Source organism: Idiomarina piscisalsi (genome assembly GCF_003987095.1).
Taxonomy (GTDB): domain Bacteria; phylum Pseudomonadota; class Gammaproteobacteria; order Enterobacterales; family Alteromonadaceae; genus Idiomarina; species Idiomarina piscisalsi.
This window is the reverse complement of sequence record NZ_PIQA01000004.1, coordinates 155,785-169,457: the sequence shown is the minus strand read 5'-3', so window position 1 is coordinate 169,457 and position 13,673 is coordinate 155,785. Positions and strand designations below refer to the sequence as shown.

The 13,673-nt window shown below is 46.5% G+C and carries 14 protein-coding genes; 9 read left to right on the top strand and 5 right to left on the bottom strand.

Annotation, left to right across the window (positions count from 1 at the left end; translation table 11 throughout):
• Window positions 1-2 precede the first annotated feature (2 nt).
• Together CWI73_RS07345 and CWI73_RS07340 are read left to right on the top strand one after the other, a co-directional pair.
• Complete coding sequence (locus CWI73_RS07345; protein ID WP_126752179.1) at window positions 3-1,100, top strand: ATP-binding protein; 1,098 nt, start codon at window positions 3-5, stop codon at window positions 1,098-1,100.
• Window positions 1,093-1,614 carry a response regulator transcription factor gene (locus tag CWI73_RS07340; protein ID WP_126752178.1) on the top strand — a complete coding sequence of 174 codons (522 nt, stop codon included), beginning with the start codon at window positions 1,093-1,095 and terminating at the stop codon, window positions 1,612-1,614. The genes CWI73_RS07345 and CWI73_RS07340 overlap by 8 nt, the downstream gene beginning before the upstream one ends.
• Window positions 1,615-1,622: 8 nt before the next feature.
• Here the strand turns inward: CWI73_RS07340 and CWI73_RS07335 are convergent, their stop codons facing one another.
• Together CWI73_RS07335 and CWI73_RS07330 are read right to left on the bottom strand one after the other, a co-directional pair.
• Window positions 1,623-2,321 carry an OmpW/AlkL family protein gene (locus tag CWI73_RS07335; protein WP_126752177.1) on the bottom strand — a complete coding sequence of 233 codons (699 nt, stop codon included), beginning with the start codon at window positions 2,319-2,321 and terminating at the stop codon, window positions 1,623-1,625.
• A 73-nt stretch (window positions 2,322-2,394) separates the two neighbouring features.
• The gene (locus CWI73_RS07330) at window positions 2,395-3,111 is read right to left on the bottom strand and encodes a YebC/PmpR family DNA-binding transcriptional regulator (RefSeq protein WP_126752176.1); all 717 of its coding nucleotides are present in this window, start codon (window positions 3,109-3,111) and stop codon (window positions 2,395-2,397) included.
• Window positions 3,112-3,273: 162 nt separating this feature from the next.
• Here CWI73_RS07330 and CWI73_RS07325 point away from each other — a divergent pair, with 162 nt between their 5' ends.
• Window positions 3,274-4,287, top strand: a complete 1,014-nt coding sequence (locus CWI73_RS07325; protein WP_126752175.1) for an isopenicillin N synthase family dioxygenase — start codon at window positions 3,274-3,276, stop codon at window positions 4,285-4,287.
• On the opposite strand, the gene CWI73_RS07320 is transcribed toward CWI73_RS07325, so the two are convergent.
• Window positions 4,269-4,742, bottom strand: coding sequence for a type II secretion system protein (locus tag CWI73_RS07320; protein WP_126752174.1), 474 nt, complete (start codon window positions 4,740-4,742; stop codon window positions 4,269-4,271). The genes CWI73_RS07325 and CWI73_RS07320 overlap by 19 nt on opposite strands.
• A gap of 78 nt (window positions 4,743-4,820) precedes the next feature.
• A complete protein-coding gene (locus tag CWI73_RS07315) occupies window positions 4,821-7,352 on the bottom strand; it encodes a S8 family serine peptidase (RefSeq protein ID WP_126752173.1) in 2,532 nt (843 codons plus the stop codon).
• A 314-nt stretch (window positions 7,353-7,666) separates the two neighbouring features.
• Between CWI73_RS07315 and CWI73_RS07310 the strand changes: the two genes are divergently transcribed.
• The 5 genes from CWI73_RS07310 (at window position 7,667) to CWI73_RS07290 (ending at window position 11,199) form a co-directional block, all read left to right on the top strand.
• A complete protein-coding gene (locus tag CWI73_RS07310) occupies window positions 7,667-8,077 on the top strand; it encodes a curlin subunit CsgB (RefSeq protein WP_058576558.1) in 411 nt (136 codons plus the stop codon).
• A 22-nt stretch (window positions 8,078-8,099) separates the two neighbouring features.
• Entirely contained in the window at window positions 8,100-9,587 is a 1,488-nt protein-coding gene (locus tag CWI73_RS07305; RefSeq protein ID WP_126752172.1) for a hypothetical protein, read from the top strand.
• Window positions 9,588-9,648: 61 nt separating this feature from the next.
• Complete coding sequence (locus CWI73_RS07300; protein ID WP_058576556.1) at window positions 9,649-10,026, top strand: curli production assembly/transport protein CsgE; 378 nt, start codon at window positions 9,649-9,651, stop codon at window positions 10,024-10,026.
• Window positions 10,027-10,038: 12 nt separating this feature from the next.
• The gene (locus CWI73_RS07295; protein WP_058576555.1) at window positions 10,039-10,425 is read left to right on the top strand and encodes a curli assembly protein CsgF; all 387 of its coding nucleotides are present in this window, start codon (window positions 10,039-10,041) and stop codon (window positions 10,423-10,425) included.
• A gap of 12 nt (window positions 10,426-10,437) precedes the next feature.
• Window positions 10,438-11,199, top strand: coding sequence for a CsgG/HfaB family protein (locus tag CWI73_RS07290; RefSeq protein ID WP_198675162.1), 762 nt, complete (start codon window positions 10,438-10,440; stop codon window positions 11,197-11,199).
• A gap of 10 nt (window positions 11,200-11,209) precedes the next feature.
• Here the strand turns inward: CWI73_RS07290 and CWI73_RS07285 are convergent, their stop codons facing one another.
• Entirely contained in the window at window positions 11,210-11,857 is a 648-nt protein-coding gene (locus CWI73_RS07285) for a helix-turn-helix transcriptional regulator (protein ID WP_126752171.1), read from the bottom strand.
• Between the two features lie 376 nt (window positions 11,858-12,233).
• On the opposite strand from CWI73_RS07285, the gene sufB reads away from it, so the two are divergent.
• Window positions 12,234-13,670: a Fe-S cluster assembly protein SufB gene (gene sufB / locus CWI73_RS07280; RefSeq protein ID WP_126752170.1), complete on the top strand. Its 1,437-nt coding sequence runs from the start codon at window positions 12,234-12,236 to the stop codon at window positions 13,668-13,670.
• Window positions 13,671-13,673 lie beyond the last annotated feature (3 nt).

The window sequence follows — 13,673 nt, the reverse complement described above, 5'->3', positions numbered from 1 at the left end:
CGATGATTACGCTACTGACTTATAAACTCATTTCAAAACAACATTGGGCCGTCTTTGTTGCGCTAGTTATCGACATTGCTCTGGGGAATTTGTGGGTTGCCTACAATGGTGGCATTAGCAACCCGTTCACCTCGTTGTTGCTGATTTTTATTGTCATAGCGTTCTTATTACTGCCGACGGCACCGGCGGTTGCGACGCTCTGTATAAGTATTCTGGGACAGGTGTCCCAGCTTGAGCTGCCATCACTATTGCAAGCAAAAACCGTGGAGTTTCCACACGCCATGCATCCCGAAATGCTGCAACACGCACAAGGTATGCTCATCGGTTTTGTGATTGCAGCGATGATTATTGCTTTATCGATGTACTACCTGAAACGGCAGTGGTTACAGTCTGAAAAGGCCTTTCAAGCAATGCGGGAAAGGCAACTTAGAGACGAGCAACTCCTGACTATTGGCGCGGCCGCAGCGCAGCTCACTCACGACGTCGCCACACCGGTACAATCCCTGCGACTATTAAATGAAGAACTTCAGGAAACTGATGTGGATATTACTCTTAAGCGTGACTTTAGCGAGTATCTGCGACAGGTTGAGCTCAGCTTAACCCAGTGGCGCGAAGCTGCCGATGATGTTCGTAGCAAGCGTCAGCACCTATACACAGCAGGAGAAATGTCAGTACAACTGCAACAGCTTCTGCGAGTGGTTAAGCCCGACGCTCAATTACACTGGGAGTTACCGGAATCGTTACGATACTGCGCAATTAAAGCCGACCGAACACTTTTCCCGGCTATCGCTAATTTAATTATGAACGCCATTGAAGCCGGTATCCGTAATGGTGAACAAGAAACGATTGTTACTTTCGACGACTATACGTCAGAAGGTCAGCAGCAATTAGTAATTCAAATTCTCGACAAGGGCTCGGGCATTCAAGTTTCTGGCGAGGAAAAGCTTGGCATGTCGTTGAGTAAAAGTGATACTGGCATGGGTGTCGCGGCAGTCATTAGTCACGCCACCATCGAGCGTCTTAACGGCAAAGTTAGCTGGCAATCAAATGGCAACGGCACCATGACTCAGGTACGACTACCCATAGTGGACAATGACTGAAATAAAGCTCCTTATTATTGACGACGACGAAGGCTTTTGTCGCATTTTAAAACGCCGGCTGGAACAGCACGATATTAGCGTCGTGGTTGCTCATTCGGCGCCTCAGGCGCTTTCGGCCAGCGGCGAGTTCGATGTCGTATTGTTGGACATGATGCTGGGAGACGATAACGGGCTGTCGCTTATTGAGCCTATTACCCGGCATATTCAGCCCAAACACCTCATTGTACTTACCGGATACGCAAGCATAGCGACCACTGTCGAAGCTATGAAGCGAGGCGCAACTGATTACCTAACGAAGCCCGTTGGGACATCCGAGTTATTAAGCCGAATACGGGGTGAAGAAGTCGATACAGAAGCGTCAGAAACACAACGGTTAAGTCCATCCCAAATAGAGTGGGAGCATATTCAGCGAGTGCTGCACGACAATGACGGGAATATTTCTAAAACAGCGAGAGACTTAGGCATGCATCGGCGAACACTGCAACGTAAGTTAGCAAAGCGTTCGCCGCATTAAGTGTTACTTTAGAAGTTGTAGCGCACACCAGCCATAGCAACATAAGGGTCGATATCAACGTCAACGCTTTGTATGGTATTGCCGTTCACACGCACGTCACCGGTGGTATCAATATCCACTTTGCTGACCATAAAATGCAGACCCCAGTCTTTATTAATGGCCACGTTCACGCCCGCCTGTAATGCGTAACCCCAGCTGTTCTTAAGCGCTAAGTCAACCGAGTCGCTGTCGGTAACAACGCCCAGGCTACCCAACGTTGAACGCAGCTGCGGGTCGACCTGCTCATCGAAAAACGCGGTGTAATTCACACCAATACCAACAAACGGTTTAAACGTATCGCTGTTCAAATCAAAGTGATACTGCGCTAGTAGTGTTGGGGGTAAATGCTTAGTTTTACCCACTTTCAAACCAGCTAATGCGCCTGTGGCGGTAATATCGTGACTGAACGGTGTTGCTGCAACCAGTTCCACTGTCCAGTTGTTGTCAATCGCATAGTCTAGAGTCAGACCAAGTTGCGTATTGGTATTAACGCCAACGCCCGTGCTGTTAGCCGGCAACCCTGCTACGCCTTCAACGACATTCAGGCTTGAGCTGCTGTCATCAGGCATGACCGAGATGGCACCAACATTGAGGGAAAAATCACTTGCTAAAGCAGGGGTGCTTAGCAAGCTCAACAATACACCATAAGACAACGCTTTAAGCTTCATGGGTAACTCCTTGTTATTGAATACCCATAAAGCTTAAAAGGTTTAATCTTTGCGCGTATTGATCTCTATCAACTTACTGTTCGGCGTTGTGGTAAATGCGCTGAACGTCATCTAAGTCGTTTAACATATCCATTAAACGCTCAAACATAGGTTGGTCGTCTTCTGAAATTGTCGTAGTGACATGCGGCAGGAATTGAATTTCGTCAGCGTCAAAGTCAATGTTTTCAAAAGCTGATGTCAATGCCTGACGAGCCGCAGCGTATTCGGTATGCGGAGCAAATACAGTGACCTGACCGTCTTCAAACTCAACGTCAGTGACATCAACATCGGCTTCCATTAACGCTTCTAACACATCGTCTTCACTGTCGTGTTTAAAGGCGAAAATCGCACAATGCTCGAACGAGTGCATGACACTGCCTTGCTCACCTATTTTGGACTTACTTTTGGTGAAAGCGTTACGAACGTCGCCGAATGTACGGTTCGGGTTGTCGGTTAAGCACTCGACAATCACCATGCAATTGCTTGGCCCGTAACCTTCATAGCGAGCGGGCGAGAAGTCTTCACCAGCACCGCCTTGTGCTTTGTCTATGGCTTTTTCGATAACATGCGCTGGTACTTGGTCTTTCTTAGCACGGTCAATGAGAGAACGAAGAGACAAGTTTGCGTCAGGGTCTGCCCCGCCTTGTTTTGCACACACATAAATTTCACGGCCATAGCGGCTGTATACTTTACTTTTCGCATTTGCAGTTTTGGCTATCGACTCTTTACGGTTTTGGTAGGCGCGACCCATCGTCTTACTCTCTTTTAAAAATACAGAAGTCGGTAATTCTACACAGCCGATGCAATATAGCCAATATATCTACCATAGAACGTTTTGATTCTTCAGTGCCGCTCCACCTGGGCGTAGAATCCAGATCAAATTTTAAAGCAGTTTGCTTTATTGAGGAGTGTTATGTCGTCTTCAGTTCCGGTTTTGTCACTTGCTGACTACAAAAACGCTGATGATTCAATCCGTGCGTCTTTTATACGCAAGTTAGGCGCTGCGGCTAGAGATGTTGGCTTTTTCTACCTGGAGAATCACGGCTTAACTCAAACAGAGCAAGAGGACATTATTTCACTGTCAAAATCATTTTTTGCCTTGAGTGAAAAAGAAAAACAACAAGTGAAAATGGCAAACTCACCGCACTTTCGTGGTTATAACCAAACACACGCAGAAGTGACAGCGGGAGCGTCAGACTTTCGTGAACAATTCGACATTATGGACGAGTTGCCCGCAGTAAACAGCCACTTAATTTCTGATGAATGGCAAAAGCTCATTGGCCCAAACCAATGGCCAGAAGCAATCCCCCGTATGCGTTCGACACTACTCACTTGGCAGGACCGTTTAACCGAGGTAGGGCTGACATTATTGTCGGCACTTTGTGAAGCATTGGAGCAACCTGCGGACGCATTGCAGCCAACGGTTGAAAACGGACCCTACCGGCATACCAAACTGATTAAATACCCAGGTAGCAAGACTACTGACAACCAAGGCGTTGGCGCTCATAAGGATCCTGGCTACCTAACTTTTGTCCTGCAAGATGAACACAGCGGTTTAGAAGTTGAGATTAACAATGCGTGGCACTCTGTAAGCCCTCGTAACGGTGCTCTCGTCGTTAATATCGGGGAGTTACTTGAATTAGCGTCAGACGGCTATTTAAAGGCAACCAACCACAGAGTTGTTAGCCCGCCGGCTGGAGTAACGCGTTATTCTTCGGCGTTTTTCATGGCCGCACAGCTTGATGCCGATATTCCGGTATTGGAACTGCCAGAGCACTTAAAGCGTTTGGCGCACGGACCTAGCAGCGATCCTAAGAACCCACTGCTGCGACAGGTGGGCGAGAATGTTCTTAAAGGGCGTAAGCGATCGCACCCGGATGTCACAGAAAAGTTTTACAGCGATATACCTCAGCAGTTGTCGGCATAAATTTGTACGCTGGGCTCGCTGGTTGAGGTTGCTTCTGAGTATGTTAAGTAGCAACTATCGATATGGTCGTTGCTTGCCGCAATACGAATAACACTGCCAATGCCTACTTCAGACACTGTCCAGTCGGTTAAGTTAATCACATTATTAAGCACATTCCCTTTTGCTGCCGGATAACCATAAAAAAGCAGCGTGCCTCCGTCCGGGCAACTGATATTAACGTCATCAAACTTACCACCCAAGCAGGCCGCACTTTGCTGCTCTATTCCCTGAATAGCAGCTTTACTGTAGGTAATGTCTAACGCTGATTTAAGTGACGCTTCCAAGCCATGAAGTCGGCTTTTCTCAGCATCGCTGGAGAAGTTAATAAATTGAGGAGCGGCTGTAGCCGATAGCACGCCAAGTACAACAATGACGATAATAAGCTCGACTAATGTAAATCCTTTACTGCGTCGCATAACTAAATACCAAAAAATAAAATAGGGACCGTAATGGCCCCTATTATAATACCAGTTAGATTGTTAACTCAATGTTAATTAAAAACTAACAGTCACTGAGTCACAAGCTTCTGTACCCGCTTCACACAGCTGGTAAACAACGTCGCTACCGTCTGAGTCAAAGCGGTCACGAGCGCGACCTGTATTTGACAGTGTTTCAACAAACTCACCGTTGCGATACAAGTCTACGTCACCTGCTGCACCTGACCAGCGAAGGTCAACTAAAGCAGTACCGCTGCGTAATAAGCGCGAACGATAAACATCTAACTCGATATCCGTCAGACTCACTGTCACCGACTGCGTCACTGTATCTGACAGCTCAGTTGCATCAGTCACTGTTAGAGTCACGTCGTAAGTACCTTCTTCAGAGTACGCATAAACCGGGTTGGCTTCGGTTGAAGTACTGCCATCACCAAACTCCCAGAAATAGCTTTCAATGTCGCCATCGTTATCACTTGAGGTATTGGTAAAGCTGACAGTTAGGTCTTCAACGCTAGCCTCAAAGCCTGCTACCGGAGCATCTGGCAAACCATCGTCTTCTTCAACTGCGGTCAGAGTTAACGACCAATGGTTTAAAGTACCAGTATCTGCACCCGCGTTATCCGAGACATTCAGAGTCCAGTCGCCGGTCATGTCTTCGCCGTTGAAGGAATCAACATTCCAAGTTGCGACTAAATCATCTTCGCTACTTCCAGCGCGGTCGTGCAAGGTTTGGGTCGTACCTTCAGGTGAAGTCAATGTAACAATCAAATCACCTCGCCATGTATGAGTAATATCAACGCTCACTTCAGCACCAAATACAACACCGGTTTCAGGCACATTAATCACACGGCTGATACCGTTACTGTCGTCATCTGGAATATCTGCGTTTGCGGCGTCTTCATAATAGAAGTCAGAAAGACCTTGCGGAAGCACGTATACAGTAGCACTTACGTCGCGAGTCATTTCGCCCGTTTCTACATCGGTACCGCTAACGGTAATAACGTACTCACCCCACGCAGTTTCTTCCGTTGTCGTCACTTGTACGTCAACCGTTTCGCCGTTTTGCGCTTGGTTCGAAGACAGAGAAACGTCTAGCTGAGGTTCAGCAGAAACACTTAAGTCAACCGCACCAGACCAGTCAGCAATGCTGCCAACATCCAGCGTTAGAGTTGTGCTGTCACCCGCAACAATTTCCTGGTTTGATGGGCTCAGCTCTAAGCGGTAAGCCGGGTCTGGGTCAGCTGCAAGCAGGGCATTAAGCGCGTTCAAGTGGTTTCCTGACGCAGTTTTACCTGACAGAGCAGGAATACTCTCGCCAGAGTCCATCAATATTTGCTTCACTTCTGTAACACTCAGGTGTGGCGCAATCGACCAGATAAGGCCAGCCACACCAGCAACATGCGGACTTGCCATAGACGTACCCGAAGCTGTTGCATAGCCTCCATTTAAGTACGTAGAAAGGATTTCGGTACCTGGCGCACCTAAGTCAACAGACACCGCACCATAAGTTGATGACGCAGCGAGTGAGTCAGTGCGTGTTGTGTTAGCCACATTCACAATACCGTCCAGGTCATAACCGCCCGGATAACTTGCCGTAACATCAGAGTCAATCCCGTCGTTACCGGCAGCAGACACAAACATAATGCCTTGATCGATGCTGTCAGCAATTGCGGTTTTAAGTGACTCAGAGTAGGCACCACCGCCCCACGAGTTGTTTGTCGCCACTAAGTTAACCCCATGATTGACCTTTAGGTTCGTCATGTAGTCAATACATTCGATAGCGGCCGCTGTGCTGCCACGCCCATCGGCTCCCAAGAACTGACAGCCGATAATTTCGACGTCCCAGTTAACGCCGGTTACACCTTGACCATTATTGGCACTCGCACCGATAGTACCGGCAACGTGCGTACCATGGCCATTTTCATCCATTGGGTCACCATTGCCATTAACCGCAGAGTAACCATAACAGTCATCGACTACACCGTTACCGTCATCATCTTGACCATTGTCACAAACTTCGCCCGGGTTAACCCACATATTACCGGCTAAGTCTGGGTGCGTGTAATCAACACCCGAATCGATAACACCAATAACAACGTTAGAGTCGCCGGTCGTAATATCCCAAGCTGGACGCGCATCAATATCTACACCTGGCGTACCGCCGCTTTGACCGGTATTTTCCAGCGCCCACATGTCACCAAATGCAGGATCATCCGGAGTTGCTAAGATATTGAAATTAGAGCTTTTCGTGTCATTAATTGAAATGATGTAGTTTGGCTCAGCAACTTCTATAAGGGGATGATTAGAAAGGCGCTTAATAAGAGCATCACGCTGTTTTGCATTGCGAACATTAACCTGTGCAATGCGGCCATCGGCGATATTACGCATCGCGATGTCACGGCCACGGTTATCCAAGGCTCTTAGCGTACCACCAGCGCGGCTTATTAAATCTTGACGCTGCTCTTTCGTCGCTGAATGCTTAAATACTACCAGCAATGAATCGTCATCCGCCTGTTTACCATTAGCCGCCGCAGCACCCGTTGCTAGCGCCATGGATACGCCGACGACTAATTTTTTTAAATTCGTCATTCTTCCTTCCTCATTATTGTTGTAGGAATTTCATTCAAATGTGCGTACTGCTCATCTCGTCACTAAAAAAATAAGTAGCATATTTTCCACAGCAATTTACGCCAAAAGTTAGATATTTACGTTTCTTAACGCTAAATACGACAAAGGGACTAGGACATCTAGGTGGGTTAACTCACAACAGAAACATAACACCATGTATTAGCTGATAATTTTCGTTCAAAAACGATTTTAAAAATACACCGTTCATACGATTGTTGAGTAAAAATCAGCCGTTATTCTTGTTAGCGGAATTATTAACAATAAGGTGTTCCGCTTTGACTTTTTTAAAACAACTTTTAACAGCAACAGTCGTTATGTTGGTCTCTCTTCCGGGAGTAGCCGGCGACATTCCTGTTGCTTTAGCAGGGTTACTGGAGCGGCAGTCCCTTGCGAACCATGCGGAAATTGCTCAGCTAGGCTCTTATAACCTCACTTCACTCGCCCAGGCAGGCGAGCAAAACTACGCATATCTCACTCAGTTTGGGTTGGAAAATACCCTCACCGTCGAGCAGCAAGGGTTCAATAATTCTGTCACTGCAGAGCAGTCTGGACGCAGTAATTCAGCGACCATCCTTCAAGTTGGTGCGAACAATGTTATTCAGCTTCAACAACTTGGTGATGGCAATTCAATAACCATTCAGCAGACGGGTGCTGCCGCTGAAATGTCCATCACGCAGTTCAAATAAGAACAATCAATGGAGAACAATCATGTCTAATACAATTCTTAAAAAAAGTGCAGTTGCTTTAGCTTTAACCTTAGCGTTTTCAGGTTATGCGGCCGCTGAAGCTCACATCGCAGTTGTGAACCAAGATTCATCTGAAGCTGTTGAATCAGGCAACAACATGTATATCGAGCAAGGTGGTTTCTTAAACTGGGCTTACGCTGACCAATACGGTGAAGGAAACGACACTTTCTTGCTACAGCTAGACAGCCTTCAAGAAGCGTACGCTTATGTCACTGGTGACTTTAACTTAGTCGAGGGTGAGCAGTATGGCTTCTGGAACACCTTAGACTCGAATATTGAAGGTGACGAAAACGTACTATCAAGCTTCCAGGAAGGTGACTACAACGTTGCTGAAGTATTCCTTGAAGGTAATGCTAATACTGCTATTGTCGAGCAGTCTGGCAGCGCGAACACAGGCTCAATCGATTTAGCAGGCGACTACAACAGCGCGTCTATTGCTCAATCAGGCGACCTTAACTGGGCAAGCTTCCAAATTGAAGGTAGCGACAACTACTTTGAAGCGAACCAATCAGGCTCTTCTAACGAAGCGGGTTACTTCTCTGCAACTGGCAACATGAATGAGTTCACTGCTGACCAGGAAGGCGACGGAAACGTTGGCGGCGTTGTTGGTGCTAACGGCGATATGAACGCTGTTTGGGTTCAGCAATATGGCTCAACAAACACCTTCATCGCACAGAGCCTTTCGGGTAATGAAAACTTTGTTGATGTTTATCAAGACGGCTCAAGCAACGAATTTCTTATCCAGCCAATTCAAGGTGATGTTAACCAGATTGCTGTTAACCAGGAAGGTAACACTAACGTTGTAGAAGCAGCTACCGGCATGATCGGTAATTACAATACAGTTGACGCCGACCAAAATGGTGACAACAACTACGCCGTATTTGCGACTGAGGGTGACGATCACATCATTAAAATGGATCAACGTGGCGATAACAACATTGCTGTCGCTGAATCTTATGGCTCTTTCAACGATATCTACATCTCCAGCCGCGGTGACGAGAACTTTAACGGTGTTGCTCTGATTGGTTCAGGCAACGAAGCTGATAGCCGACAAATTGGTGATGCGAATACTGCTGAAATCGTTATCGCCGGTGATGATAATGATGTGTACTCTCGCCAACACGGTGACAGCAACACGCTACTTGCTTACTCTTACGATGCCGGAACCACTTCAGGTAACGACCTGCAATCTACGCAAACAGGTGACATCAACTTAATTGATACCATTATCGGTGGTAGTGACAATGTTATTGCCTTTGCTCAAGAGGGTAACAGCAACGTTATCGCTGGCGATGAAGGCTCATTTATTGTTGGTGGTAATGGTGGTAATGTTGACATTCAACAAATTGGTAACAACAACGTTGTAACTGGTGGTCAGTTTAGCGATAGCAACACAATGAGTGTTTATCAGCAAGGCGATTACAACGTAGCAACCGTCGTTCAGTACTAATATTTCAGTATTAGCTCGATAGTAAAGCGGCTACTTTCAGGTAGCCGCTTTTTAGGCTCTTATGATTAAGAAACTATTATTTATAATAATTTTAATAACACCATTTAGCCACGCCGATGAAATTGAGCTTGGCGGTATGGTTTTAGACCGAACGATTTCTCGTTTTGGTAAAGATTTTTTCTTCTATTACACGAGTTACTGGCGGGACATTCCGTCAACTAACGGTATTACCGTCGTCGTCAACGAACGCGTTTACCCTCAAGCAGGAACTTATTTGTGGGTGGAAATGGAACAAAAGAAAGTGTTCGAGACCTATTTTGGACGACGCCAGAACGACGTTAAAAAATTAGCCGAACAGGCCATCCTTATTAGTATTAACGAAGTCGCTCGCATTAAAGCGGACTCCGTTTTCGACTCGCCAAACAATAATGAATTTTAAAAGGCGTTAATTATGAAAAAACTCTCAATTACCATGCTGGCTTTAATTGTCTCATCGGCATCCGTTAGTGCTACTGAGATTGTATACCAGCCAATAAACCCAAGCTTTGGCGGAAACCCAATGAATGGCAGCTTCCTTCTGCAAAAAGCTCAAAGCCAAAATGCTCATACAGCTCCAGACGAGGGGCGTTCCTTCGTTGATAGGTTTCGCGATGCTTTGGAGCGCAACATCATTAACTCTCTAACCCGACGCATAGCCGATGGGGAAATTGTCGAAGGTCTTTATGACACCGGTGAGTACACCGTAGAAGTTATCGGTCAACCAGACGGTAGCGTTCTGGTTTACATAACGCATAACGAGACCGGTGAGCAAACTGTCATTACCATGCCAGCGATTTAAAAGAGAGTGACCATGAATATTCGTATTATTACTTTACTATGTTTAACGTTGGCAGTGTCAGGCTGTGCGATGATGCCAAAGCCAACCGATTTAAACATTACCCCAGCTGAAATCGACGCACCAAGTTCAATGATGGTTGCGCTTCAGAAGCAGCCGGTGCCAAAAAGTCGGATCCCAGTTTCGGTTTACGCGTTTCGCGATCAGACTGGACAGTATAAACCACAAGCGAATGTGTCCAGCTTTTCAACGGCAGTGACTCAAGGTGCAACATCTATGCTAACGCAGATGCTGCTTGAGTCAGGTTGGTTTTTACCCATGGAGCGAGAGAATCTTCAGAACCTGCTGACTGAGCGAAAAATTCACAACTCCAGTAAGGACTCTGATTTACCGCCGCTACGAGAAGCCAGACTACTTCTCGAGGGTGGAATTATTAGTTATGACACTAACGTCAGTACCGGTGGTATTGGCGCTGAATACTTTGGTATTGGTGCCTCAGAGCTATACCGCGAAGATCAGGTGTCGGTCTACTTACGGGCAGTTGATGTCTACACCGGCCAAGTATTAATATCCGTTTCAGCAAACAAAAAAGTATTTTCTCAAGAGCTACGAGCGGGCCTATTCCGTTACGTATCGTTGAATCGCTTAGCTGAATTTGAAGGCGGCTACTCAACCAATGAACCTGTCCAGCTTTCAGTGAAACAGGCGATGGAAAAAGCGTTAGTTGAATTGATAGAAAAAGGTCAGGAGCGCGGCTTTTGGCGGGCAGACAGCTAATAACTCGCTGTTAATTAGATATCGCATAATTCGACCACTTCAGTAATTCGACCCGATTACGCGCGCCCGTCTTTCGGAAAATGGAGGACAGGTGCGTTTTCACCGTATGCGCGCTAATATTCAGTTGCTCACCTATTTCCTTATTTCTGGCGCCAGTACCAACAAGCTCAATAATCTTCAGTTCTTGCGGCGTTAACGAGGTTAGCTGCGAGAAAGACGCCGCAGAATCATCTTCTGCATGACGACGCAACATCATTTCTTCTATCTTGTCAGACAGTAATGAACGTGGGTAATAAAGCTCTCCCTGGCTAATGACTTTAAGAGCCGTCAACACGCGGTCTAAATGCTCATTCTCATAAATTATGCCGCGGGCACCTAAATTCAGTGCTTGCGACGGCTTAACCGAGTCCGGCTTAACATTGACCAAAAACAAGGCGTAGCTCTTAGCAAGCGCAGCAACTTCATTCGCTGTGCTTGTTCTTGAAAGTTGCTCTGAACTTAACGAGTACGCAACCATGATGTCTTTATCCGGAAGCTGATTAAGCAGCTCGGATAAGCTCGGATGAGTCACTTCAATTTCCAGAGATTCTGCCAATAAAGCGAGGTTCTGCGTCCGTTTTTGGTGTTCAATTAGAGCAAGTTGAGAAAAGCGCGTCATAACACCCCTTAAAACCGACCACAAAGACTTTCAAGTTTTTATTTACATTTTTCAAACGAAAGTCATGGCCCTTTATAATAGCAAAAAAGCATCACTTGGAAGGTGGCGCGGGCAAACAATATGTAACAATTTGTTACAGCCCTTAAAAATTAAAAGGTTAGCAATGCAAATTATACGACTCATTTTGTTATTTAAAGTCTACATTAATTTTAAAAAAAGCCAAATCCTACCAGCCCCAAAACTCCAACCTAAGGCGACAAATTATGCAAACAAACGTATAATGCGCGCAGCTTAAAGCAAGGCTTCGGATAAAGTTGAGTGTTTTAGTCAGGTATTTTATAATACTCAGTATTCGCATATAAGTAAGGTGGTAAACATGAGCGAACAAATTGATCAGGCTCTAGAACGTAAATACGATGCTGGGTTTGTCTCTGAAATAGAATCGGAAACCTTTGCTCCCGGTTTAAACGAGGATGTCATTCGTCGTTTATCGGAAATAAAGGGTGAACCGGAGTGGATGACCGAATGGCGTCTGCAGGCCTACCGCAAATGGCTAAAAATGAACGAGCCTGAATGGGCGCATGTCGACTATCCAAAAGTCGACTATCAGTCTATTTCTTATTACTCAGCACCTAAGAGCATGAAAGATAAACCGAAGTCGTTAGATGAGGTTGATCCTGAACTGCTGCGCACTTATGAAAAGCTGGGCATTCCTTTGCACGAGCAAGAAATGCTAGCAGGTGTTGCGGTTGATGCCGTATTCGACTCGGTTTCCGTGGTGACCACCTTCCGCGAGAAGCTAGAGGAAGCTGGCGTTATTTTCTGCCCAATTTCCGAAGCTCTTCACAAATACCCAGAGCTCGTGAAGAAATACCTTGGGACCGTGGTTCCAAAAGGCGACAACTTCTTCGCGGCGTTAAACAGCGCGGTGTTTACCGACGGCTCGTTTGTTTATATTCCAAAAGGCGTTCGCTGCCCTATGGAACTATCAACCTACTTCCGTATAAACGAGCAGAATACGGGTCAATTCGAGCGCACACTGATTGTTGCCGAAGAAGGCAGTTACGTCAGCTACCTAGAAGGCTGCACGGCACCGCAGCGTGACGAAAACCAGTTACACGCCGCCGTCGTAGAACTTGTCGCACTAGACGATGCTGAAATTAAATACTCAACAGTGCAAAACTGGTACCCGGGCGACGAAGACGGCAAAGGTGGTATTTATAACTTTGTAACCAAGCGCGGATTGTGCGAGAAAAACGCAAAAATCTCCTGGACTCAGGTTGAAACAGGCTCCGCGGTTACCTGGAAATACCCAAGTTGCATTCTCAAAGGTGACAACAGTGTCGGTGAGTTTTACTCAGTTGCTCTAACTCGCGGCAAGCAACAAGCCGATACCGGCACTAAGATGATCCACTTAGGTAAAAACACCAAGTCGACCATCATCTCCAAAGGTATTTCCGCCGGACGCAGCAATAACGCGTATCGTGGTTTGGTTCGAATGGGCCCTGGCGCTGAAGGCGCGCGTAACTTTACCGAATGTGACTCGCTGCTTATTGGCGACCAATGTGGTGCGCACACATTCCCGTATATCGAAAGCAGCAATCCAACAGCGATTGTTGAACACGAAGCCACCACCTCTAAGGTGAGTGATGACCAACTCTTTTTATGTCAGCAACGAGGCCTCGACCCTGAAAAAGCAGTCTCAATGATTGTGAATGGCTTCTGTAAGGAAGTATTCCGCGAACTACCAATGGAGTTCGCCGTGGAAGCCGGTAAGTTGCTTGAAATCAGTCTTGAAGGTTCAGTGGGGTAAGAC

What these genes read in the sequence shown, in the direction of transcription:
- CWI73_RS07285 (WP_126752171.1), bottom strand. Translation starts at nt 11,857, where the DNA reads ATGACGCGCTTTTCTCAACTTGCTCTAATTGAACACCAAAAACGGACG.
- CWI73_RS07335 (WP_126752177.1), bottom strand. Translation starts at nt 2,321, where the DNA reads ATGAAGCTTAAAGCGTTGTCTTATGGTGTATTGTTGAGCTTGCTAAGC.
- CWI73_RS07315 (WP_126752173.1), bottom strand. Translation starts at nt 7,352, where the DNA reads ATGACGAATTTAAAAAAATTAGTCGTCGGCGTATCCATGGCGCTAGCA.
- CWI73_RS07300 (WP_058576556.1), top strand. Translation starts at nt 9,649, where the DNA reads ATGATTAAGAAACTATTATTTATAATAATTTTAATAACACCATTTAGC.
- CWI73_RS07295 (WP_058576555.1), top strand. Translation starts at nt 10,039, where the DNA reads ATGAAAAAACTCTCAATTACCATGCTGGCTTTAATTGTCTCATCGGCA.
- CWI73_RS07330 (WP_126752176.1), bottom strand. Translation starts at nt 3,111, where the DNA reads ATGGGTCGCGCCTACCAAAACCGTAAAGAGTCGATAGCCAAAACTGCA.
- CWI73_RS07290 (WP_198675162.1), top strand. Translation starts at nt 10,438, where the DNA reads ATGAATATTCGTATTATTACTTTACTATGTTTAACGTTGGCAGTGTCA.
- sufB (WP_126752170.1), top strand. Translation starts at nt 12,234, where the DNA reads ATGAGCGAACAAATTGATCAGGCTCTAGAACGTAAATACGATGCTGGG.
- CWI73_RS07320 (WP_126752174.1), bottom strand. Translation starts at nt 4,742, where the DNA reads ATGCGACGCAGTAAAGGATTTACATTAGTCGAGCTTATTATCGTCATT.
- CWI73_RS07325 (WP_126752175.1), top strand. Translation starts at nt 3,274, where the DNA reads ATGTCGTCTTCAGTTCCGGTTTTGTCACTTGCTGACTACAAAAACGCT.
- CWI73_RS07345 (WP_126752179.1), top strand. Translation starts at nt 3, where the DNA reads ATGATTACGCTACTGACTTATAAACTCATTTCAAAACAACATTGGGCC.
- CWI73_RS07305 (WP_126752172.1), top strand. Translation starts at nt 8,100, where the DNA reads ATGTCTAATACAATTCTTAAAAAAAGTGCAGTTGCTTTAGCTTTAACC.
- CWI73_RS07340 (WP_126752178.1), top strand. Translation starts at nt 1,093, where the DNA reads ATGACTGAAATAAAGCTCCTTATTATTGACGACGACGAAGGCTTTTGT.